This window comes from Devosia sp. (assembly GCF_041917035.1).
Taxonomy (GTDB): Bacteria; Pseudomonadota; Alphaproteobacteria; order Rhizobiales; family Devosiaceae; genus Devosia_A.
In genome coordinates, this window is record NZ_JAYRYM010000021.1 from 1 (window position 1) to 22,852 (window position 22,852).

The following is a 22,852-nucleotide window of genomic DNA, read 5'->3' on the forward strand; positions in this document are numbered from 1 at the left end:
CGCTGGCGCGCACCCTCGGCCGCTCCAACCTCATCTGCGTCGACATGGGCGGCACCAGCTTCGATGCGAGCCTCATCGTCGACAGCCAGCCCTCCTCCTCCAACGAGGCCGAGCTCGAGGGCCTGCCCATCCAGATGTCGATCATCGACATCAACGTCATCGGCGCCGGCGGCGGCTCGATCGCCTGGGAAGAGGCCAACGCGGTGCGCGTCGGGCCCAAATCGGCCGGCTCCGTGCCCGGGCCGGCCTGCTATGGCCGGGGCGGCACCGAACCGACGGTGAGCGATGCCAACCTCGTGCTCGGCCGGCTCGACGGCGCCAATTTCGCCGGCGGCACGATGACGCTCGACTATGACCGCGCCGTCGCTGCGGTGCGCTCGATCGGCGATCGCTTCGGGCTCTCCGCCCAGGCCATGGCGCAGGGCATCGTCGACATCATCAACGCCAAGATGGCCGACACCATCCGCACCATCACGGTGCGGCGCGGCATCGATCCGCGCGACTTCGCCCTCGTCGCCTATGGCGGCGCCGGCCCGGCCCAGGCCGCGGCGCTCGCCGACCAGCTGGATATCGAAGAGGTGATCATCCCGGTGCTGCCCGGCGCATTCTCCGCCTGGGGCATGCTGCAGACCGACGTGCGGCACGATTTCAAGACCACCTTCTACGGCTTCTGGGACCAGACCGCGCCCGACAGCGTCGCCGCCGAGTTCGAGCGGCTCGAGGCCGATGGCCGCGCCTACCTGGCGCGCGAGGGGCTGTCGGCGGATGCCATGACGTTCGAGCGCTATGGCGATTTCCGCTACCAGGGGCAGGAATACGTGCTGACCATCCTGATCGTCGGCAATCCGGTCGACATGGCCGCGACCCGCGCCGCCTTCGATGCCGCCTATGACCGGCAGTACGGCCACTCGAGCCCGGACAGCCGGCTCGAGGTCGCCACCCTGCGCGTCGCCGCCATCGGTCGCCTGCCGCGGCCCGGCATCCCCGATCCCGAAATGCGGCCGCGCGGCCCGGCGCGCCAGCGCAAGGTCTATTTCGACGGCGTCGAGCTCGCCACCGCCATCATCGAGCGGGCCGAGATCGGTCACGGCGAGGTGGTCGACGGCCCGGCCATCATCGAGGAGCCGACCGCCACCACGCTGATCCCGCCCAACTGGCAGGGCCGCATCATCTCGGGCGGACACCTGACCCTGACCCGCAAGCCGGTGGAGGCCTGAGCCATGAAGACCGCTGATCCGATCACCACCGAAGTCGTCCGCAACTTCGTCATCGCCTGTGCCCAGGACATGAATGCGGCGCTCTGGCGCTCGGCCTACTCGGCCGTCATCTACGAGGGCCGCGACAGCGCCGTCGTGCTGCTCGACGAGAAGGGCAACATGCTGGGCCAGTCGACGGGCGTGCCGCTGTTCGTCGGCGCCATCGATGCCTGCGTCAAGCTGGTGCTGGCCCGCTATGGCACCGACATGGCGCAGGGCGACATCTTCATCCTCAACGATTCCTACCTGCAGGGCACCCACCTGCACGACGTCACCGCCGTCGGGCCGCTGTTCCACCAGGGCGAACTGGTCGGCTTTGGCGCCGCCCGCGCCCACTGGCAGGATATCGGCGCCATCGATCCGGGCTCGACCATGGGGTCGACCTCGATCTTCCACGAAGGCATCCGGCTCGGGCCGACCCGCATCGTCAAGGAAGGCAAGCCGATCCCCGAGTGGTACGACCTGCTGACCCGCAACACCCGTCTCAAGACCATGACGCTGGGCGATCTCAACGCCCAGATCAGCGCCATCCGGACCGGCGAGAAGCGCCTCAGCGGCCTGCTCGACCGCATCGGCGTCGATACCTATCGGTCGGCCTGCGCCAACATCTTCGAGCAGGCCCGCATCCTCGACATCGAGGCGATCCGCCAGCTCAAGGACGGAACCTATTACCGCGAGGGCTTCCTCGACGACGACGGCGTCACCACCGATGCGGTCAAGATCGCGCTGACGCTGACCATTGCCGGCGAGAAGATGATCATCGACCTCGCCGGCACGTCGGGGCCGGTGCAGGGCTCGATCAACTGCGGCGCCGTGCAGACCGAGTCGCTGCTGCGCCTCGCCTACAAGACCATGATCAATCCGGACCGCGCCATCACCGGCGGCTCGTTCTCCACCATGGAGGTGCGCATTCCGGACAATTGCCTGCTCAACGCCCGTGAGCCGGCCGCCTGCGAGTGGTACTTCACCGGTCTCGGCCTGCTCGGCGACCTGATGATCTCATGCCTCGGCGAAGCCATGCCGGAGAAGGCGACGGCGGCGCACTACGGCGACTCGATGGTGGCCGCCTTCTTCCAGATGGACAAGGGCGAGGACAGCTGGATTTCGGTGGAGCCCACCGCCGGCGGGTGGGGCGGCACCAATGGCGGCGACGGCGAGAGCGCCCTGATCAATCTCGTCAATGGCGGTTTCCGCAACATCCCGGCGGAAGTCTACGAGACCAAGTTCCCGGTGCGCGTCGAGGAGTTCTCGCTGCGCCGCGACTCCGGCGGGGCAGGGCGCTGGCGCGGCGGCTGCGGCGTCACCCGCACCTACCTGCTGCTCGAGGACTGCTACGGCGCGCTCTGGTTCGAACGCGCCCGCACCCCGGCCTGGGGCCTGGCCGGCGGCCAGTCGGGCGCCGGGCCGGTCAACGACATCCTCGCTCCGGCCGGCGAGGCCGAGCATCCGCTGAAGATGCGCGCCCGCGCCTTCCGCAAGGGCACGCGCATCGTCACCCGCACCGGCGGGGGCGGCGGCTATGGCGATCCGCTCGCCCGTCCGGTCGGCGAGGTTCTCGACGATGTCCGCGCCGGCCTCGTCTCCGTCGAGCGGGCCTGGTCCGACTATGGCGTCCGCATCGCCCCCGACATGTCGGTGGACCTGGCCGCGAGCCGGCCCCGCGCGGCGATGTAGTCCGGGGCAGGCGGGCGGGTCGCCCGGGCCCGCTCGCCGCACCGGCTTGCAGTCCGCCGCGGCGGCGCTAAGCTCGCGCCATGATCCGATCTGCCGCCGCCCTCCTGCTGCTCCTCGTCCTCTCGGCGCCCGCGCGCGCCGGCGAGGCGGAGGCCATCGCCGCCTATCAGTCCGGCGACTACGCCGTCGCCCTGCGCGAACTGCCGCCCCTCGCGGAGTCCGGCAACGCTCTCGCCCAGACCGTCCTCGGCTACATGTACGCCAACGGGCAGGGCGTGCCGCCCGATGCGGCGACCGCCGTGAAGTGGTTCCGGCTCGCCGCCCTGCAGGGCAGTGCCGACGCCCAGCACAATCTCGGCTACCTCTACGATGCCGGCCAGGGCGTGCCGAAGGACTATGCCGAGGCCGGCCAGTGGTACCGGCTCGCCGCGGAGCAGGGCCGGGCCGATTCCCAGTACAATCTCGGTGTCCTGCTCGAGGAGGGTGGCAACGGCCTTGCCCAGGACTATGCCGAGGCGGCGCTCTGGTATGGTCGTGCCGCCGGGCAGGGCGATGCCTACGCTCAGCACGCGCTCGCGCTGCTGCATGCTGCCGGTCGCGGCGTGCCGCGCGACGATGCGGCGGCCCTCGCCTGGTTCCGCCGCGCCGCCGACCAGGGCCACGCCCCGGCCCAGTACAGCGTCGGCGTCGCCTACAATACCGGCCGCGGTGTCGTCGCCGACGATGCCGAGGCGGCGAAGTGGTTCCGCCGTGCCGCCGATCAGGGCTATGCCCCGGCCCAGGCCAATCTCGGCCTGCTCTACGATCACGGGCAGGGGGTCGAACAGAACGACGAGGAAGCGACGCGCTGGTTCGCGCTGGCGGCGGCCCAGGGCGAGCCGCATGCGCAGAACAGCCTCGGCATCCAGTACAAGAACGGCTATGGCGTCGCCCGCGATTACGTGCAGGCCTATCTGTGGATGCACCTCGCCGCCCAGCAGGGCCATCCCGACGCCATGAAGAACCTCGGCGAGCTCGCCACCCGCATGTCGGCCGACGAAATCGCCGAGGCGCAGCGGCTGGCCGCCTCCTGGCGCCGCCGGTAGCCGGTTTGGGGCAGGCCATTGACCCCGCGGTGCCGGCAGGGCGAAATAGCGTCCGGAACGATCGGCACGGCTCGGGAGCGAGGTGTCGGCGGGTGACGGGGGGAAGCATGGACATTCGACGTCGCCTGATGGCGCTGCTTGCAGCCGCACTGCTGGTCCTGGCGACCGCAACGGGGGCGCTGGCCGCCGATGCACGGCCGGACGCGCCGAAGGTTCTCAGGAACTGGTACGGCCTGATGCTGGAGCTGGTGCGCCACACCGCCACCTACTCGCCGCCGGTCGCGAGCCGCGCCTTCGGCTATCTCGGCGTGGCCGCCTACGAGGCGGCGGTCGGCGGGTCCGACCGGCTGGTCTCGCTGGTCGGCCAGCTCAACGGCCTCGAGGCCGTGCCGGGGCGCGAGCCGGGGCTCGCCTATGACGAGGCGGTGATCGCCCATGCCGTCATGGCCACCATGGTGCGCAGCTTCTTCGGCAATACCGGCCCCACCGGCCAGCGGGCCGTCGCCGCCGCCGACCGCAAATGGGGGGCCGAGGTCGCGGCCGGCGTTCCCCCGGACGTGCTCGAGCGGAGCGCGGCCTTCGGGACCCTGATGGCCGACAGCATCATCGAGTGGTCGAAGGGCGACGGCGGCGCCGAGATCACCAATCTGGGCTTCCCGCTCGACTACGAGCTGCCGAGCGGCGAGGGCAAGTGGGTGCCCACCAGCGCCATCGCCCTGCAGCAGTCGCCGCTCCTGCCGCAATGGGGCAGCGTCCGTCCGTTCGCCGCGCCGATGGGCGTGTCCTGCGCCATCCCGCCGCCGCCCGAGTACAGCACCAACCCGCAGTCGCAGTTCTACCGCGAGGCCGTCGAGGTGCTGGACACCGCCCGCGGCCTCACCGACGAGCAGGCGGCGATCGCCCGCTTCTGGTCCGACGATCCCATGCTCTCCACCACGCCGCCGGGCCACTGGATTTCGATCGCCCTGCAGGTGGCCGAGGCACAGCAATTGCCGCTCGACCGCAGCGTCGACCTCATGGCCCGGCTCGGCGTGGCGATGTCCGACGCCTTCATCGGCTGCTGGCGGGAAAAGTACGTCTACAATCTCATCCGGCCGATCAGCTATATCAGAAAGCAGATCGATCCGGCCTGGGAGCCGATCCTGATCACGCCGCCGTTTCCCGAGTACCCCAGCGGCCACAGCACCGTGTCCGGTGCCGCCGCCACCGTGCTGACGGCCATGTTCGGCGAGGATTTCGGTTTCGTCGATGCCACTGGATCGCCGGACGGGCGGGCGCCGCGCAGCTTCCCGAGCTTCTGGGCCGCCGCCGACGAAGCCGGCATCTCGCGGCTGTTCGGCGGCATCCACTATCGGGCCGCCATCGTCAGCGGGCTCGAGCAGGGGCGCTGCATCGGTGCCTACACCGTGGCGCTGAAGACGCTGAAATGAGCATCGCCCGCCTGTCGCTCGTCCTCGCCGCCCTGTCTGCGGTCGTTCCCGCCCAGGCGCAGGAGCCAGCTCGTCCGCACTTCGTCGAGGAAACCGCCACGTCGGGGGTCTCGAGCGTCTATGACGGGGAGTGGTTCTACATGGTCGGCGGCGGCGTCGCGACCTTCGAGTGCTCCGGGGACGGCCTGCCCGACATGCTGTTGCCGGGGGGCGCCGGCACCGCCACCTTCTATCGCAATACCAGCACCATCGCAGGTCCCTTGACCTTTGTCGCCGAGCCGAGCGGACTCGAGCTCGACGGCGTCGCCGGTGCCTATCCCGCCGATATCGACAGCGACGGCATCACCGATCTCGCCATCCTCCGGGTGGGCGAGAACGTCGTGATGCGCGGCCTCGGCGCCTGCCGCTTCGAGCGGGCCAACGAGGCCTGGGGGTTCGACGGTGGCGACGCCTGGTCGGCCGCGCTGGCGCTGACCTGGGAGCGCGGGGCCGGCTGGCCCACCCTCGCGGTCGGCAACTACATCGACCGGCACGAGGAGATCTCGCCCTGGGGCTCGTGCACCGAAAACTGGCTGCACCGGCCCCGGCCCGAGGGCGACGGCTTTGCCCCGCCGCGTCCTCTGGCGCCGAGCTTCTGCGCGCTCTCCATGCTGTTCACCGACTGGAACCGGTCGGGCACGCCGAGCCTGCGCATCTCCAACGACCGCGAGTACTACGAGGGCGGCGAGGAGCAGCTCTGGCGGATCGATCCCGGGGCCGAGCCGGCGCTCTTCACCCCGGCCGATGGCTGGAAGCGGCTGCGCATCTGGGGCATGGGCATCGCCAGCTACGACCTCGATGCCGACGGCTTCCCCGAGTACTTCCTCACCAGCATGGCCGACAACAAGTTGCAGGTGCTGGGCAGTCCCGGCCCCGCCACGAGGCCGGACTACAAGGATGTCGCGGCGCTGCGCGGGGTGGCCGCGCCACGCCCCTATACCGGCGGGGACCAGCGCCCCAGCACCGCCTGGCATACCCAGTTCGAGGACGTCGACAATGACGGCCTCGTCGATCTGTTCATCGCCAAGGGCAATGTCGCCCAGATGCCGGATTTCGCCGAGCGCGACCCCAACAACCTGCTGCTGCAGCGGCCGGGCGGCAGCTTCGTCGAGGTCGGCGAGAGCGCGGGCATCTCCGCCAACGGCAATTCCCGCGGGGCGGCACTGGTCGACTTCAATCTCGACGGCCGGCTCGACCTCGTGGTGGTGAACCGCTGGACCAGCGCCCAGGTCTGGCGCAACGACAGTGCGGAGGCGGGCAACTGGATCGAGTTCCGCCTGCGCCAGCCTGCCCCCAACCGAGACGGCATCGGCGCCTGGCTCGAGGTCGACAACGGCACCACGCTGATGCGACGCGAGCTGACCGTCGGCGGCGGCCATGCCGGCGGCCAATCCGGCTTCATCCATTTCGGCCTCGGCGAACAGCCGACCGCCACCGTCTCCGTCGTCTGGCCGGATGGCGAACGCAGCTCCTGGGCCGACCTCTCGGCCAACGCGATCTACATCCTCGAGCGGGGTCAGGCATCCGCCAGTCCGGTCGCCACCGGGCCATAGTCGCGCCGCGGGCGACGGGCGGTCCGCCCCGGCGCCGCCCCGCCGCCGGGCCGTCTCCCTGCGACAGACCGTCGCACCCCCGGCCGCCGGCTTTGCGCTAGTCTTTGCTGGCGAAAGGCGACGTTCTTGCGGGCGTTGGCCGTTTGGTAATTGCGTGGCTGGGGAGATCGCGCATGACCGACGTGCCGTCCGGGGCGGTGCCGCGTGCACCCAAACTCAGGGCCATTGCGTGGCGGGATATCGTCGCCGCGCTCCGGCTGGGCATCCGCGACTTCGCCCGCGCGCCGCTCTACGGGCTGTTCTTCGGCGGTGTCTTCGCCCTGGGCGGGGTGGCCATCTTCCTCTTCCTCGGCGTCCTCGATGCGCCCTGGATGATCATCCCCATTGCCATCGGCTTTCCGCTCGTCGGTCCGTTTGCCGCCGCCGGCCTCTACGAGGTCAGCCGGCGCCTGGCGCGCGGCGAGCCGCTGACCTGGAAGGGGGTGCTGGTCACCGTCTTCCGCCAGCGCGAGCGGCAGCTGGGCTGGATGGCTTTCGTGGTGCTGTTCATCTTCTGGGTCTGGGTCTACCAGGTCCGCATCCTGCTGGCGATCTTCATGGGCTTCAGCGCCCCCTCGACGCTCGACCGCTTCCTCACCGTGGTCCTGACCACCCAGAGCGGCCTCACCTTCCTTGCGGTCGGCACGCTGGTTGGGCTGGTCCTCGCCTTGATCCTGTTCTCCGCCACCGTCGTCGCCATGCCGCTGCTGCTCGATACCGAGCTCGATTTCGTCACCGCGCTGATCACCAGCTTCCAGTCGGTGGCGCGGAGCCCCCTGCCGATGCTGGGCTGGGGCGTCACCGTCACCGCACTGACGCTGCTGGCGCTCGCCCCGGCCTTCCTCGGGCTCGTCGTCATCATGCCGGTGCTGGGGCACGCCACCTGGCACCTCTATGCCCTCGCTGCCGGCAAGGAGTCCGCCGCCTGAGGCGGGCTCAGGCGCTGCGGATGATCTCGCGGTAGATGGCGACCGCTTCCTCGATCATCGCCACCTCGCAATATTCGTCGGTCTTGTGCGCCATCGCCGGGTCGCCCGGCCCGCAGATCAGCGTCGGCACGTTGCCGAGCGCCGGCGTCAGCACCGAGGCATCGGTGAAGTAATTGGCGCTCGACACCGGCGCAGCGCGTCCGGTGGCGGCCGTGTAGGCCTCGGCCAGCCGGCGCATTCCCGGCCCCTCCGGATCGGACCACACCGACGGCAGGTCGACCAGTGCCGTGACCTCGGTCCCGGGCGCCACCGTCACGCCGATGGCCTCGCCGACCCGGGCGTGGTCCATGCCCGGCACGGTGCGGATGTCGACGGTGAAGGTCGCGCGGTCCGGCACCGAGTTGATGTTGGCGCCGCCGGCGATGGTCCCGACATTGAGCGTCGGGCTGCCCATGATCGGGTGCGGCGCGACGTTGAAGCCGAACCCCTCGAGCGCCACCACGCCGCGCGCCGCCTCGTAGACGGCGTTCTCGCCCAGGTGCGGGGTCGAGCCATGCGCCGTGACACCCGTGCAGCAGGCCTCGAGCCACAGCGCCCCCTTGTGCCCGCTGATGAAGCGGTTGGCGGTCGGCTCGCCCACCACCAGCAGCCGCGCCTCGCCCAGCAGCCGCTCGGCCGCCAGCGCCCGCGCCCCATGCGCGCCGGTCTCCTCGCCGCCGGTGAGCACCAGCGTCACGGCCTTGCCGCTGCCCGCTTCGGCTGCCGCCGCGACCAGCATGGCGGCGACGCCCGCCTTCATGTCGCAGGCTCCCCGGCCATAGAGACGCCCCGCCACGATGTCGCCGCCGAACGGGTCCTGCGTCCACGGCGCCGCCCCGAGCGGCACCGTGTCGAGATGGCCGGTGAACAACAGCGCCGGCCCCTCGCCGATCCGCGCCACCAGGTTGGTGCGGCCCGGCCCGAAGCTCGAGATGTCGACCGCAAAGCCGCAATCGGCGAGGAGCGGCGCCAGGTATTCGGCGCAGTGCTGCTCGCGACCGGGCGGGTTGCGGGTATCGAGCCGCACCAGTTCCTGCGTCAGGGCGATCGGATCGAAGCTCACAGCGGCGTCCGGTACACGGGCGTGTCGAGACCCTCGAAGCGCGCCTTGAGCTGCAGGGCGAGGAACTTCGAGAAGAACCGCGACAGCGCCAGGTTCCCGCCGTGGAACCAGAGCGCCGGATGCGCGGTCGGCTTGTACATGTTCCTGAGTTCGCCGTGCCAGGGCGCCGGGTCGTTGCGCATCCCCGAGCCGAGCCCCCAGCACGGCCCGATCTCGTGGGCGAGGTCACGCGACACCAGTTGCGCCACCACTTCGTGCATCGACTGGAACCCGGTCGACTGGATGATTGCGTCGACCGCGATCTCGCTGCCGTCGGCAAAGCGGATGCCCGACGGGGTGAGAGTGTCGATCGCCACCCCGGCCTTGAGCTTGATTTCGCCCGAAATGATCAGTTCCGACCCTCCGACATCGACATAGTAGCCCGAGCCGGTGCGATAGGCCTTCATCATCAGCCCCGTCTCGTCGTCGCCGAAATCGAGGAGGAAACCCGAGGCGGCAAGGCGCCTGTAGAACTCGGCGTCGCGCACCCGGATCCGGTCGTAGAGCGCCTTCTGGTACTTGGGCTGCAGCGCGAAGGGCGTTGCCGCCGCCAGCAGATCGGCCCTGTCGACGTCGAGCCCGCTCTCGACCGCCGCCTCCGAGTAGATGTCGAAGGCCATCTCCATCAGCGTTTCCGAGCGCACCACCGTGGTCGGCGAGCGCTGGATCATGGTGACCTCGGCGCCGGCCTCCCACAGGTCGACCGACACATCGTGCGCCGAGCTCGCGCCACCGATCACCGCCACGCGCTTGCCGCTGAAGCGGGCGCCGTCGCTGTACTGACTCGAATGCAGGATCTCGCCGCCAAACCTCTCGGCGCCGTCGAGCGCGATCCAGCGCGGCGGGCCGTAGGCGCCGGTGGCGAAGATCAGGTGCGCCGGCTGCAGCCGGATCGGACGGCCCTCGCGCACCAGCTCGACCGTCCACCGGCCGGCCGCCGCGTCATAGGCGGCGCGCACCGCCTCGGTCTCGGTCCAGTAGGTGAGTTCCATCACCTTCACATAGGCCTCGAGCCAGTCGCCCATCTTGTCCTTGGGGGTGAACACCGGCCAGTTGGCCGGGAACGGCAGGTAGGGCAGGTGGTCGTACCAGACCGGGTCGTGCAGCACGAGCGAGCGGTAGCGCTTGCGCCAGGAATCGCCGGCCCGCCGGTTCTTCTCGACGACGATGGTCGGTACGCCCAGCTGTCTCAGCCGCGCTGCGATCATGATGCCGCCCTGGCCGCCGCCGATGACAAGGCAATAGGGCTGGCGCGTCGTCCCAAGTTCCGCCGCCTCCGCCGCGCGCTCTTCCGTCCAGGTCCTGCGGTTGCGATCGGCGCCGTGGCGCACGCCCGTCGGCCGGCTGTGCCCGAGCGGCTCCTCGAAGCCGGTGAGCGATTGCAGCGTGGTCAGGATCGAGCGGCAGCGCCCGCCCTCGAGCCGGACGATGCCCGATCCCGTGCCGCTCGCCGTCGTGAAGCTGAACCAGGCCTCGATGCCGTCCTCGGTGTCCTTCGCCTCGCCGGGCACGAAGCCGGACGGGGCGGTGCGCGCCAGCGTCTCGTCCAGCATCGCGGCGATCGCCGGCCGGCCCTCCATGGTCTTGACGTTCCAGGTGAAGGCGACGAGGTCGCGCCAGTAGCAGTCCTCGGCGAAGCTCTCGAGGATTCGGCCGCTGTCGCGGCTCTCGAGGGCCGCGGCGAACGCGGCCAGCCAGGCCGCGGCCCGGGCGGCGGGAGAAGTGTCGAGCATGTGCAGTCCCTTTGCAGCGCCGGCGGCGGGAGGCGTCGCCGGAAAGTCGTCACGGAACGCCGCGCTCAGTCGCCGAGCGGCTCGAGTTCCCGGCCCTTGCGGTGGTTGACCACGTTGAACTTGATGCGCCTGAGCGTCTCGCGCGCCGAGGCGTCGAGCCGGTAGCCCGTCGCCGCCGAGATCAGGTCGATGATGGTGAGGAACGCGAAGCGCGACGCCGTCGGCTTCATGGTGTCGGGGTATTCCGGAATGTCGACCGTCAGCCGGACGTCGCAGATCCGCGTCAGGTCGGTGTCCGGTGCCGTGATGCAGATGGTCTGCGCGCGGTACTGCTTGGCCAGTTCCACCGCGTCGATCACCTCGCGGGTGCGGCCGGTGGCCGAGATGGCGATGACCACGTCATCCGGCCTGAGCGTCGACGCCGTCATCCGCATCACATAGGGGTCGGAATGCGCCGTCACCACCACACCGTAGCGGAACAGCCGATACTGCGTTTCCTGGGCGAGGGCCGACGAGCTGCCCCCAAGGCCGAAGACGCTCACCTGGTGCGCACCGGCGATCAGCTCGGCGGCCTGCAACACCGCCTCCGGATCGATCTGCCGCTCGACCCGCTCGAGGGCCCCGCGGATTTCGCCGAACACCTCGTTCCACAGCGGCACGCCGTTCTGCGTCGGTTCGGGCGGCCGCGGCATGGTCGCGAGGTAGAGCCGTCCCACCACCACAGATTGCGCCAGCTTGAGCTTGAAGTCCCGCACCCCGTCGCAGCCGATGGCGCGGCAGAAGCGCGTCACCGTCGGCTCCGACACGTCGGCCCGGCGGGCGATCTCGGCATTCGAGGCGTCGACCGCGAAAGTCACCTCGGCCAGCACGACATCGGCGACGCGGCGCTCCGCCGGCCGCAGCTCGTGGTAGGAATCCTTGATCTGCGACAGGATGTCGGGAACCGGCCGGTCATGGCCCGTGTCGTCCTGACTGTCGCCCATCGGTGACCTCCGCATCGACGGCGCCCTTCGAGCTGTCGCGGGCGTCGATCTGCATCCCCGGAAAGCCCGCTGTCCCCCATCGGTCCGCCGCACCGAGAGTGCCTGACGGAAGCTTTCGCGGGCCGACAATGTCGGAAACTTACACACATCGCAAGCCGGATTTGCCGACAAACCAGGCAAATAGTCACATTGGCTAATCCTCTGGCAGCTCGCTTGACTCGCTTCGTCGGATAGTTTCAGACTGATCGCCGGCCTGGAAAGACGACGTTGCGGGCACTGCCCGATACGGCCGCCGAAGACAGTCGCGAGGGGTGATGGGCGTTCAGGATTCACACGATCCGAAGCTGCGGGTACGTGGCGCGACCAAGGTCTACAACACCGCCTCGGGCGACCTGCTCGCCATCGATCGCTGCAGCCTCGACGTCCAGGCGGGCGAAGTTGTCGCCATCGTCGGTCCCTCCGGTTGCGGCAAGACCACGCTGCTGTGGTCGATGTCGGGACTGCACGGACTGACGTCCGGCGACGTGCTGCTGGACGGCCGTGCGATCACCGGGCCCAGCCCCGAGATCGGCATGGTGTTCCAGGATGCGAACCTGCTGCCCTGGCGCAACCTCACCGCCAACATCAACTTCCCCTTCGAGATCAAGGGCACCAAGCCGGATCGGCTGTGGATCGACGAGCTGCTGCACAAGGTCGGTCTCGAGGGCTTCGGCCAGCGCTTCCCGCGCGAACTGTCGGGCGGCATGCAGCAGCGCGCCGCGCTGGTGCGGGCTCTCTCCTTCAAGCCCTCCGTGCTGCTGATGGACGAGCCGTTCGGCGCCCTCGATGCCTTCACCCGCGAGGAGATGAACCGGCTGGTCGAGGAGATCTGGCTCGAGACCCGCACCACCATCGTCCTCATCACCCATTCGATCGAGGAAGCCATCTTCATGTCCGACCGGGTGATCGTCATGAGCGCCCGCCCCGGTCGCGTCGCCAACGAGTATCGCGTGCCGTTCCCGCGGCCGCGCTCGCTCGAGATCATGGCCACCAAGGAAGTCTTCGACCTGATGAACGCCATCAAGCTCGAGATCGTCGGCGATCAGAAGAGCCGCTTCGCGCCCGTGCCGTCCCCCCTCGCCCAGCCCGCCCAGTGAGCACGCCGTGAGCGAAACCGACGCCATTCCCGAGTTCAAGAAGTCCGCTGGCGCCGACCAGCAGGTCGGCATCACCAACATGTCCGCCCTGACCAGCGGACCGGGTATCCGCTCAATGCGCGAGGTCCTCGCCATCGCACTCGTCGCGGTGGTGGTGATCGGCGGCACCGAACTGCTGCTCAACCTCTTCCAGGTCCCGCAATACGTGCTGCCCAAGCCCAGCGAGATCGGCGCCGCGCTGGTCAACGATTTCGGCTTCATCCTGCCGCACCTGGGCCACACGCTGGTGGAGCTGTTCCTCGGCTTCGGCATCGGCGCCGTCACCGGGCTGGTGCTCGCCGCGGTGATCACGCAGTTCCCCTTCGTCGAAAAGATCATCACCCCCTATATCCTGCTGCTCGTCACCACGCCGATGCTGGCGCTGGTGCCCCTCCTGATCCTGCGCTTCGGCTTCGGCTACGAGCCGCGCATCATCGCCGTGGCACTCGCCTCGGGTCCGATGGTGATGATCAACGCCGCCACCGGCTTCCGCCGCGTCGACCGCGGCAAGATCGCGCTGGCCCGCTCCTACGGCGCCTCGACCATCCAGATCTTCTGGAAGGTGCGCGCCCCGATGGCGCTGCCGATGATCTTCGTCGGGCTGATGGTGGGCTCGATTTTCGGCCTGCTCACTGCGGTGGGCGCCGAAATGGTCGGCGGCGGCTTCGGGCTGGGCAACCGGCTCACCTCCTACTCCTCCATGATCCAGATGCCGCAGTTCTTCGCGGTGGTTCTGATCCTCTCGATCCTGGGCATCCTGATCTACGTGCTCTTCTTCCTTCTGGGCAAGAAGTTCGCGAGTTGGGAGGCCTGAACCAGCACCCCGCCGCTGGAGGGACGAGGCGGGGCACATGACTAGGGACGACAGCAACAGGGGAATTCGAATGAGCATGTTTCCGGGCGGCATGAGCCGCCGCACCTTCCTGCAGGTATCCGCCGCAGGCGTCGTGACCGCCACGGCGCTGGGCGGGGTCGGCCGCGCCACCGCCGCGCCGTATCCCAAGTTCACCTGGATCTCGCCGCGCGGCACCCTCGAGGTGCTCGACGACTATCCGTACTGGATCGGCAAGAAGATGGGCTACTTCGCCGATCTGGGCGTCGAGACCGACATGCAGCCCGGCCCGTCGGACGGCACCGCCACCGTCAAGTTCGTCGATGTCGGCCAGGCCGACATGGGCTTCCCCTCGCCGGGCGTGTTCTCCTTCGCGCTCGAGAACGGCATGAAGCTCAAGAGCGCCTTCCACATGGGCGCGCTCGATACTTTCAGCCTCGCCTTCCGCAAGGGCGAGGGCTCCAACGACCTCAAGAAGCTCGAAGGCAAGACGATCCTGCTCGGCTCGGCCGCCTGGCAGCCGATCGTCGATCCGATGCTGGCGGTGCAGGGCGTCGACATCTCGAAGGTGAAGTATGTCGAGGCCGGCTGGCCGACCTGGGGCACGGCACTCGCCGCCGGCCAGGGCGACGCCGCCCTCGCCTGGGAGGGGCTGCGCGCCGAGTGGATCGGTTCCAACCTCGAGTTCGAGTACTGGCTGGGCGTGCAGAAGTCGCCGCTCTTCGCCAATACCTTCTGCGTCCGCGCCGCCGATATCGACGATCCGGAGCGCAAGGCCTTCCTCGACAAGTACCTGCGCGGCTGGGCCATGGGCCTCGAGTTCGCCTATCACAATCCGCTCGCCGCGGTCGAAGCGGTGTTCGAGCAGTTCCCGACGCTGGCCAGCAATATCGGACCGGAGCTGGGCGCCACCTCGATCCTGCAGCAGATCGCCGTGTTCCGCGGCGACATGTCCAAGCGCGCCGGCTGGGGCGATCACGACGTCGCCGCCTGGCAGACCTTCTTCGACAAGATCTACGACCTCAAGCAGATCACCAAGCCGGTGAAGGCCGACGACGTCGTCACCAATGCCTGCATCGGGCCGGCCAACGATTTCGACCACGACAAGGTCAAGGCCGATGCCGCCGCGGTCACGCTGTCGGACGCCTTCAAGGCGATCAACATCGAGGACGTCAAGGCGCACCTCTACGACCAGGCCATCCCGGCCGATCGCTGAGCCAATCGCGCGGGCGGCACCTGCTGCCGCCCGCGCACCACACCGAACTGCGAGGGAGGGCGGCATGCCGAGCAAAGTTAGAATCCTGGTGGTCGGGCTGGGCAACATGGGCAAGTCCCACGCCAGTGCCTACCATCGCAATCCGGGTTTCGAGATCGTCGGGCTGATGAGCCGGTCGATCAAGTCCAAGCCGATTCCGGACGAACTCAAGGGCTACCCGCTGTTCGAGGATTATGACGAGGCGCTGCGCGTCACCCGGCCCGACGCCGTGTCGATCAACTCCTGGCCCAATACCCACGCCGAATACGCCATCAAGGCGATCAATGCCGGCGCGCATGTGTTCATGGAAAAGCCCCTCGCCACCACCATCGAGGATGCCGAGGCGGTGGTGAAGCTCGCGCGCGAGAAGAAAAGGAAGCTCGTCCTCGGCTACATCCTGCGCGTCCATCCCAGCTGGATGAAGTTCATCGAGCTCGGCCAGACCCTCGGCAAGCCCCTCGTCATGCGGCTCAACCTCAACCAGCAGAGCGGCGGGCCGACCTATGACTGGCACAAGAACCTCATCGATTCCCTGATCCCCATCGTTGATTGCGGCGTGCACTATGTCGACGTCATGTGCCAGCTGACCGGCGCCAGGCCGGTGCGCGTGCACGGCATCGGCGCGAGACTCTGGGCCGAGGCCGACAAGCCGAACTACGGGCATCTGCACGTCACCTTCGACGACGGCTCGGTCGGCTGGTACGAGGCCGGCTGGGGGCCGATGATGAGCGAGGTGGCCTATTTCGTGAAGGACGTGGTCGGCCCCAGGGGCGCCGTCTCCATCGTCCCCAACCCCAAGGATCACAAGGAAGGCGTCTCGGACTCCTCCGATATCGACCAGCACACCAAGACCGACGCCATTCAGTACCACCATGCCGAGGTCGCGCCGGGCGACAAGTCCTTCGTCAGGAAGGACGAGATCTTCACCATGACCGACGAGCCCAACCACCAGGAACTCTGCGATCGCGAGCAGGCCTTCTTCCTCAAGGCCATCAACGAGGACATCGATCTCACCGAGCAGATGGATGCCGCCGTGAACAGCCTCAGGATCGTGCTGGCCGCCGAGCAGTCGATCAACGAGAAGCGCGTCGTCGAACTGGCCTAGCGGCGCAACCGTCGCGGCGGCGCCCATCGCGCCGCCGGGCCGAAACCGGAGTGGGTAGGATGAGCTTTGACCTGGTGCTCAAGGGCGGTCGGGTGATCGACGAGCGCAACGGCGTCGACGGGATGTTCGACGTGGGCGTCCGCGGCGGCCGCATCGCCGCCATCGGCCAGGGCCTCGACGCGACCGGCGCCAGGGTCCGCGACGTTGCCGGCTGCATCGTTGCGCCGGGCCTCATCGACATCCACACCCATGTCTACCACAAGGCGACCTCGCTCAGCGTCGATCCCGACATGATCGCGCGCCGCGCCGCCATCACCACGCTGATCGATGCCGGCAGCGCCGGCGCCGGCAATTATGACGGCTTCCGCGACTACGTCATGGCGCGCTCGCCCTACCGCATCCTTGCCTTTCTCAACATCTCGTTTCCCGGCATCTTCGGCTTCGACAAGGGCCTGTTCATCGGCGAGGCGACGCTCGCCGACATGCTGCCGGTCGATCGCTGCGTCCGAAAGATCGAGGCCAACCGCGACAGGATCATCGGCGTCAAGGTGCGCATCGGCGGCCCCGCCACCGGCGATCTCGGCCTCGGGGCGCTGGAACTGGCGCTCGAGGCGGCCGAACAGACCGGGCTGCCGCTGATGACCCATATCGGCGGGCCGCCGCCGAGCTATGCCGAGGTCGTTTCGATGCTGCGGCCGGGCGATATCCTCACCCACTGCTACCGGCCCGATCCCAATTCGGCGCTCGGGCCCGACGGCAAGGTCCTCAAGGAGGTTCGCGACGCCCGCGAGCGCGGCGTGCTGTTCGATATTGCCCACGGCATGGGCGCCTTCGGCTACGCCTCGACCGAGGCGGCACTGCGGGATGGCTTCCCGCCCGACCTGATCTCGTCCGACGTCCACGTCGTCGCCGTCGAGGGGCCCGGCTTCGACCTGCTCCACACCATGAGCAAGCTCTACAATTGCGGCATCCCGCTCAAGGACATCATCGGCATGTCGACCAGCCGGCCGGCCCTGGCGGTGCGGCGGCCCGACCTCGGCCATATCGCGGTGGGCGCCGAGGCCGACATCACCGTGCTCCGCGACGTGCCCTCGAATTACGTTTTCGCCGACGTCCAGGGCGTCACCCGGCAGGGGACGCGCCTGCTCCAGCCGGTCGCCTGCTACCTCGGCGGCCGCGAGATGGAGGTGACGCACCGCCCCTTCGAGGAGCCGTTCGTGCTGCACGAGCACCACCACCATCATCACTGACGCTGCGTCGGTGCGGCGGGACGCACGGGGCCGCCATCGCCTCTGCCGGGGAGACGGCGGCCCGCTGACCGACAGGCACGCGCCCCCGGGCCCTATTCCGCCGCGAGGGCGGACGCGCCGGCATTGAGTTCCGCCAGCGCCCGGGCGCGGGCGAGGCTCGCCGGCTGTTCGCGACGGTAGCGGCGGCCGATCTCCATCATCAGCACCGTCTCGGGCAGGAATTCGAGTTCGGCGAAGATCGCCTCCCAGCCGATATCCCCCCAGCCGAGCGGCATGTGCAGGTCGCCGATGCCCATCGCCGTGTTCTCCTGCGGATGGTAGCCGCGGAAAAAGCCCTGCGGCCGGCCGAAGGAATCGTGCACGTGCAGGTGCCCGGCCAGCGGCGCCATGGCGCGCAGCTCGTCCATCAGGTCGAGGCCGCGATAGCTGCACTCGAGATAGGCGTGGCTGAAATCGATCAGCGCCACGACATTGGGGTGGTTCACCGCGCGCACGGTGGCGGCGACTTCCGACGGGGTCTGCCGATACTGCCCCGGCTCGGTGGTGAAGATGTTCTCGAGCGCGATGCGCACGCCGTAGGGACGGGCGAACTCGGCCAGTTCGAACAGGGTCTCGCGCTCCCTCAGGTCCGCCCGGAGGCGGTCATGGATCTGGTCGGCCCTGAGCGCGCCCGAGTGCTGGACGAGGATCCCGGCGCCGATCCGGTCGCAGACCTCGACCAGGGCCTTGGCGGCGGCGAGCTGGTAGCCGACCGTCGCGGGGTCCATGAAGTTCGAAGAGACCAGCCCGTGCACGGTATAGAGGAAGTCGTGCTCCTCCGTTGCCGCCACCAGCGCCTCGGCGCGCTCATGGATGACGCGGCCGCCGGCGATCAGGTCGAGCGTCGTCGGGGCGATCTCGACCGCCTCGGCGCCGATCTCGGCCAGCGCCCTGAGGTCCTGGGCGAGGCTGTCGATCTCGCCGTCGTCCGAGCCGGCATTGAAGCCGGCGGCAATGATGTTGCTCATCTCTTGTCGCATCCTTGTCAGTGGGTGGTGAGGCGTTTGCCGTTCTCGGCGGAAAACACGTGCAGCGCGTCGTCGCGCAGCTTGAGGTGCAGCGGCGTGCCGGAGGGCAGGTGCGTCGTGGTATCGGCATCGACCGCGATGATGCGGCTGCCATTGGCGTCGGCATGGATCAGCCGGGCCGCCCCCAGTTCCTCGACATAGTCGACCACTGCCGGGATAGCGCCCGCGGCGCCCGGCTCGGTCCGCGCCACCGCCTCGGGTCGGATGCCGAGCACCACCTTCCGCCCGGGGGCCCGCATGCCGTTGAGCTGTTCAAGCGCAAGGCGGCCGCCGCTGCCGTGCACGAAATGGCCGTCGGCATCGAACTCGCCCTCGAGCAGGTTCATCGCCGGGGAGCCGATGAAATCGGCGACGAACCGGCTCGCCGGATGGTTGTAGACCTCGGTCGGGGCACCGATCTGCTCGACGATCCCGCCATTCATGATGATCAGCTTGTCGGCCAGCGTCATCGCCTCGGTCTGGTCATGGGTGACGAACACCGAGGTGACGCCGAGCTCGCGGTGGAGCTTCCTGATCTCGGAGCGCATGGCGACCCGCAGCTTGGCATCGAGGTTCGACAGCGGCTCGTCGAACAGGAAGACCTTGGGGTTGCGCACCATGGCGCGGGCCATGGCGACGCGCTGGCGCTGGCCGCCCGAGAGCTCGGCCGGACGGCGCTCGAGATAGTCGGTGAGCCCGACCGTCCGCGCCACCTTCTCGACCCGCGCCTCCCGCTCCGGCTTCGCAACCCTGGCGACCTTGAGCGCATAGCCGATGTTCTGGCGCACCGTCATGTGCGGGTAGAGGGCGTAGTTCTGGAACACCATGGCGCAGCCGCGCTCGCGCGGCTCGAGCGCGTTGACCACGCGCCCCTCGATGGCGATTTCGCCCTCGGTGATCTCCTCGAGCCCGGCGATCATGCGCAGCAGGGTCGACTTGCCGCAGCCGGAGGGGCCGAGGATGACGACGAACTCGCCGGCCTCGATCTCGACGTCGACGCCGTGGATGACGAGGGCCTTCGCGGTGTAGCGCTTCTTGACGCCCCGGATGGAAATGGCGGCCATGGGCTGATCCTCACTTGTCGCGGGTGATGAGACCCCGGACGAACCAGCGCTGCATGAAGGCAACGACGAGGAGCGGGGGGAGCATGATGATGAGAGCGCCGGCCATGGTGACGTTCCAGTCCGGCGTGCCGTTCTGGGCCGGCACCAGCGCCTTGAGCTGCATCACGGCGGTGCCGAAATTGGCCCGGTCGGTGGTGACGAGCAGCGGCCACAGGTACTGGTTCCAGGTCGACACGAACATGATGGTGGCGAGCGCCAGCATGTTGGTCCGGCTCAGCGGGATCAGCACATCGACGAAGAACTGCATCGGCGAGGAGCCGTCCATCTTGCCGGCCTCGACCAGCTCGTCCGGGATGGTCATGAAGAACTGCCGGTAGAGGAAGGTGCCGGTGGCGGTGGCGACCAGCGGCAGGATCATGCCCTCGTAGGAGTTGAGCAGGTTCCAGTTGAGGGCGATCTCGACGCCGCTGAGCATCTGCACCAGCCCGGTCAGCCCGGTAACGTCGAGGATCAGTTGCAGCGGCGACAGCGCATTGGCGGCAATCGCGTAGGTGGGGACGATGCGCACCTCGAGCGGCAGCATCAGGGTGATGAAGATCAGCCAGAAGAACACCATCCGCGCCCGGTAGTTGAAGAACACGATCGAGAAGGCCGAGAGCGAGGCGATGACGATCTTGCCGAGGGTGACGCCGACCGCGACGATCAGCGAGTTGACCATCTTGGGGCCGAGGTCGCCGCGCTGCCAGGCCGTGGCGATGTTCTCGAACAGCTGGTCCGACGGCCACAGCTGCATCGGCACCCGCGCCACCTCGGGCAGGCTCAGCGTCGCCCCGATGAACACCACCCAGAACGGGGTGAACACCAGGATCAGCCCGATCCCCATGGCGAGGTAGGTGAGAAAGTCGAAGACCGGCGAGCGCTCGATCATGGCGGCCTCAGGAATAGTGGATGCGCCGCTCCACCCACTTGAACTGGATGAAGGTGAGCGAAATGACGAGGAGCATGAGCACGATCGACTGGGCGGCGGCGCCTGAGTAGTCGAGGCCTTTAAAGCCGTCGAAGTAGATCTTGTAGACCATCACCTCGGTGGCGCCGACCGGCCCGCCCTCGGTGAGGGTGTCGATCAGCCCGAAGCTGTCGGTGAAGCTCGAGATCAGGTTCATGATCAGCAGGAAGAAGGTAGTGGGCGCGAGCAGCGGCAGCTGCAGGTCGAGCATGCGGCGCAAGGGTCGCGCCCCGTCCATCGCCCCGGCCTCGACGATCGAGCGCGGGATCATCTGCAGCCCGGCGAGGAAGAACACGAAATTGTAGCCGATCCCCAGCCAGGCGTGGCAGACGATAACCATGGCCAGCGCCTGCCAGCCGACGATCGAGGGATCCCAGATGCCGGGCCAGACCTGGTTGATGGCGCCGATGAAGCCGGCCTGCGGCGAGAACATGAAGCGGAAGGCGACCCCGGCGGCGGGCGCGGCGATGGCGTAGGGCCAGACGAAGACGGACTGGAACAGCCTGGTGCCCTTTAGGGCCCGGTCGACGAACAGCGCCAGCGTCAGCGCGATGGTCATCGAGATGGCCGTGGCGCACACGGCGTAGAAGGCCGAGCGCAGCGCCGTCGCCCAGTAGCGCGTGTCGGTGAAGATCGAGGCGAAATTGTCGAACCCGACCCAGGTATTGCCGCCGCCCCAGGGCTGCTCGAGGGTGAAGGCCCAGTACAGCGCCTGCGAGGTCGGCCAGTAGAAGAACACGAGGACGAGCAGCAGCTGCGGCGCGATCAGCACCCAGGGCAGGACCTTGTTGCGGTAGTAGGCGCGGCGTTCCATCGGCGGGTCCCGTCTGCGGACAGAGAAACCCCCGGATGGCCGACGCCACCCGGGGGAGCGGGGATGGATCAGGGGAGCTGGACGCCCTGGTAGGTCTTCTCGAACTTGCGCAGCAGCGCGTTGCCGTTGGCCACGGCGGTGTCGAGCGCTTCCTGCACCGGCACGTTGTCGAACAGCACCTTGGCCATGGCGTCGCCGATTTCCTTGCGCTCGGTGACGTAGTTGCCCAGCCGGATGCCCTGGGTGTTCTCGGTCGCCTCGCCGTAGGTCAGGCTCTCGATGGCGAGCTCGCGGCCCTTGTAGATCGGATCCTCGTAGAAGCCTTTGGCCTTCATCGCCTCGAAGCCCGACATCGTCACCGGCACGTAGCCGGTCACGGTCGACCAGTACTCGGCCGACTCCGCGGTGGCGAGGAAGTTGAAGAACGCCGCGGCGCCCTTGTATTCGTCCGCCGACTTGCCCTTCAGCGTCCACAGCGAGGCGCCGCCGACGAAGGAGTTCTTGCGCTCGGTGCCGGCCCAGACCGGCAGCATGGCGACGGTCCACTTGACCTCGGGCTTGGCCTGCTTGCCGAACGTGCCGTGATCGGCGATCGAGGACGAGGTGATCTGGCAGGTGCCGTTCATGAAGGCGTCGTTGGCGGTCTCGCCGGCGGCCTTCGACTTGTGCACGAACAGGCCCTCGTCGAACATCTTCTTGTACCAGGTCAGCTGGTCGACGAACTTGGTCTTGTTGAACACGTACTCGGCGTTGAGTCCGCCGAAGCCGTTGCCGTTCGAGGCGATCGGCTGGTTGTGGATGGCCGAGAACTGCTCGAACCACTGCCACACCCCGGTCGGGTCGAACGCCACCGGGCACGCGTAGCCGGCGGCCTTCATCTTGCGGGCGACGTCCTCGACGTCTTCCCAGGTGGCGGGCACGCCGGCAAAGCCGACCTTGGCCAGCGCATCGGTGTTGTAGTAGATCACTGCCGTCGACGAGTTGAACGGCATCGACAGCAGCTCGCCCTTCGAGGTCGAGTAGTACGACCGGATGCCGCTGAGGTAGTTGCTCCAGTCGATGGTGTAGCCGTTCTCGCTCATCAGCTGCCCGATCGGCAGGTAGGCGCCCGACAGCATCAGGTCGAGCGTACCGGCGTCGAAGATCTGCGTGACGGTCGGCTGCTTGTCGGCGCGGAACGCGGCGATGGTGTTCTGCAGGTTGTTGTCGTAGTTGTCCTGGCTGACGCAGACGATCTCGAAATCGCCCTGCGAGGCATTGAAGCGCTTGCAGACATCCTGCACGCGCTCGCTGAGGTCGCCCGAAAGGCCGTACCAGAATTCGAACTTGGTCGCCGCCTGCGCGGGGGCGCCGGCGAGGGCGAGCGTGCTGGCGGCGAGTGCCGCACCGAGCAGCCAATTGCGTGTCATCTGAGCTTCTCCGGAATGGGGTGCCCGTCATTCG

19 protein-coding genes are annotated in these 22,852 nt (G+C 68.4%); 11 read left to right on the forward strand and 8 right to left on the reverse strand.

What is annotated here, in order from left to right:
* The 6 genes from ACE3TU_RS04255 to ACE3TU_RS04280 form a co-directional block, all read left to right on the forward strand.
* The coding region (locus tag ACE3TU_RS04255; RefSeq protein WP_374620632.1) for a hydantoinase/oxoprolinase family protein at positions 1 to 1,217 on the forward strand (1,217 nt) is incomplete at its 5' end.
* A 3-nt stretch (positions 1,218 to 1,220) separates the two neighbouring features.
* The gene (locus tag ACE3TU_RS04260; RefSeq protein ID WP_374620635.1) at positions 1,221 to 2,930 is read left to right on the forward strand and encodes a hydantoinase B/oxoprolinase family protein; all 1,710 of its coding nucleotides are present in this window, start codon (positions 1,221 to 1,223) and stop codon (positions 2,928 to 2,930) included.
* An 80-nt stretch (positions 2,931 to 3,010) separates the two neighbouring features.
* Positions 3,011 to 4,015: an SEL1-like repeat protein gene (locus ACE3TU_RS04265; RefSeq protein ID WP_374620638.1), complete on the forward strand. Its 1,005-nt coding sequence runs from the start codon at positions 3,011 to 3,013 to the stop codon at positions 4,013 to 4,015.
* Between the two features lie 107 nt (positions 4,016 to 4,122).
* On the forward strand, positions 4,123 to 5,445 hold the full coding sequence (locus ACE3TU_RS04270) for a vanadium-dependent haloperoxidase (RefSeq protein WP_374620641.1): 1,323 nt from the start codon (positions 4,123 to 4,125) through the stop codon (positions 5,443 to 5,445).
* Complete coding sequence (locus tag ACE3TU_RS04275) at positions 5,442 to 7,037, forward strand: CRTAC1 family protein (RefSeq protein ID WP_374620644.1); 1,596 nt, start codon at positions 5,442 to 5,444, stop codon at positions 7,035 to 7,037. The genes ACE3TU_RS04270 and ACE3TU_RS04275 overlap by 4 nt, the downstream gene beginning before the upstream one ends.
* A gap of 173 nt (positions 7,038 to 7,210) precedes the next feature.
* Positions 7,211 to 8,005 (forward strand): DUF2189 domain-containing protein, encoded by a 795-nt coding sequence (locus ACE3TU_RS04280; RefSeq protein ID WP_374620647.1) that lies wholly within the window; start codon positions 7,211 to 7,213, stop codon positions 8,003 to 8,005.
* A 7-nt stretch (positions 8,006 to 8,012) separates the two neighbouring features.
* Here ACE3TU_RS04280 and ACE3TU_RS04285 read toward each other — a convergent pair whose 3' ends face one another.
* The 3 genes from ACE3TU_RS04285 to ACE3TU_RS04295 form a co-directional block, all read right to left on the reverse strand.
* Complete coding sequence (locus tag ACE3TU_RS04285; RefSeq protein ID WP_374620650.1) at positions 8,013 to 9,107, reverse strand: M20 family metallopeptidase; 1,095 nt, start codon at positions 9,105 to 9,107, stop codon at positions 8,013 to 8,015.
* Positions 9,104 to 10,879, reverse strand: coding sequence for a flavin-containing monooxygenase (locus ACE3TU_RS04290; protein WP_374620653.1), 1,776 nt, complete (start codon positions 10,877 to 10,879; stop codon positions 9,104 to 9,106). The genes ACE3TU_RS04285 and ACE3TU_RS04290 overlap by 4 nt, the downstream gene beginning before the upstream one ends.
* A 65-nt stretch (positions 10,880 to 10,944) precedes the next feature.
* A complete protein-coding gene (locus ACE3TU_RS04295) occupies positions 10,945 to 11,862 on the reverse strand; it encodes a MurR/RpiR family transcriptional regulator (protein WP_374620656.1) in 918 nt (305 codons plus the stop codon).
* A 314-nt stretch (positions 11,863 to 12,176) separates the two neighbouring features.
* Here ACE3TU_RS04295 and ACE3TU_RS04300 point away from each other — a divergent pair, with 314 nt between their 5' ends.
* The 5 genes from ACE3TU_RS04300 to ACE3TU_RS04320 all read left to right on the forward strand — a co-directional run bounded on the left by ACE3TU_RS04300 (position 12,177) and on the right by ACE3TU_RS04320 (position 17,479).
* Entirely contained in the window at positions 12,177 to 12,998 is an 822-nt protein-coding gene (locus ACE3TU_RS04300) for an ABC transporter ATP-binding protein (RefSeq protein ID WP_374620659.1), read from the forward strand.
* A 7-nt stretch (positions 12,999 to 13,005) separates the two neighbouring features.
* The gene (locus ACE3TU_RS04305) at positions 13,006 to 13,851 is read left to right on the forward strand and encodes an ABC transporter permease (RefSeq protein ID WP_374620662.1); all 846 of its coding nucleotides are present in this window, start codon (positions 13,006 to 13,008) and stop codon (positions 13,849 to 13,851) included.
* Positions 13,852 to 13,921: 70 nt separating this feature from the next.
* Complete coding sequence (locus ACE3TU_RS04310; RefSeq protein ID WP_374620665.1) at positions 13,922 to 15,085, forward strand: ABC transporter substrate-binding protein; 1,164 nt, start codon at positions 13,922 to 13,924, stop codon at positions 15,083 to 15,085.
* A gap of 64 nt (positions 15,086 to 15,149) precedes the next feature.
* Positions 15,150 to 16,229 (forward strand): Gfo/Idh/MocA family protein, encoded by a 1,080-nt coding sequence (locus tag ACE3TU_RS04315; RefSeq protein WP_374620668.1) that lies wholly within the window; start codon positions 15,150 to 15,152, stop codon positions 16,227 to 16,229.
* A 59-nt stretch (positions 16,230 to 16,288) separates the two neighbouring features.
* Positions 16,289 to 17,479, forward strand: a complete 1,191-nt coding sequence (locus ACE3TU_RS04320; protein WP_374620671.1) for an amidohydrolase/deacetylase family metallohydrolase — start codon at positions 16,289 to 16,291, stop codon at positions 17,477 to 17,479.
* A 92-nt stretch (positions 17,480 to 17,571) separates the two neighbouring features.
* Here the strand turns inward: ACE3TU_RS04320 and ACE3TU_RS04325 are convergent, their stop codons facing one another.
* From ACE3TU_RS04325 to ACE3TU_RS04345, 5 genes are all read right to left on the reverse strand, one after another.
* Positions 17,572 to 18,486 carry a TIM barrel protein gene (locus tag ACE3TU_RS04325; RefSeq protein WP_374620674.1) on the reverse strand — a complete coding sequence of 305 codons (915 nt, stop codon included), beginning with the start codon at positions 18,484 to 18,486 and terminating at the stop codon, positions 17,572 to 17,574.
* A gap of 17 nt (positions 18,487 to 18,503) precedes the next feature.
* Positions 18,504 to 19,589: a sn-glycerol-3-phosphate ABC transporter ATP-binding protein UgpC gene (gene ugpC, locus ACE3TU_RS04330; protein WP_374620677.1), complete on the reverse strand. Its 1,086-nt coding sequence runs from the start codon at positions 19,587 to 19,589 to the stop codon at positions 18,504 to 18,506.
* Positions 19,590 to 19,599: 10 nt separating this feature from the next.
* Positions 19,600 to 20,517 carry an ABC transporter permease subunit gene (locus tag ACE3TU_RS04335; protein WP_374620680.1) on the reverse strand — a complete coding sequence of 306 codons (918 nt, stop codon included), beginning with the start codon at positions 20,515 to 20,517 and terminating at the stop codon, positions 19,600 to 19,602.
* 7 nt (positions 20,518 to 20,524) lie between these two features.
* Positions 20,525 to 21,409, reverse strand: a complete 885-nt coding sequence (locus ACE3TU_RS04340) for an ABC transporter permease subunit (protein WP_374620683.1) — start codon at positions 21,407 to 21,409, stop codon at positions 20,525 to 20,527.
* A gap of 68 nt (positions 21,410 to 21,477) precedes the next feature.
* Positions 21,478 to 22,818: an extracellular solute-binding protein gene (locus ACE3TU_RS04345; RefSeq protein WP_374620686.1), complete on the reverse strand. Its 1,341-nt coding sequence runs from the start codon at positions 22,816 to 22,818 to the stop codon at positions 21,478 to 21,480.
* Positions 22,819 to 22,852 lie beyond the last annotated feature (34 nt).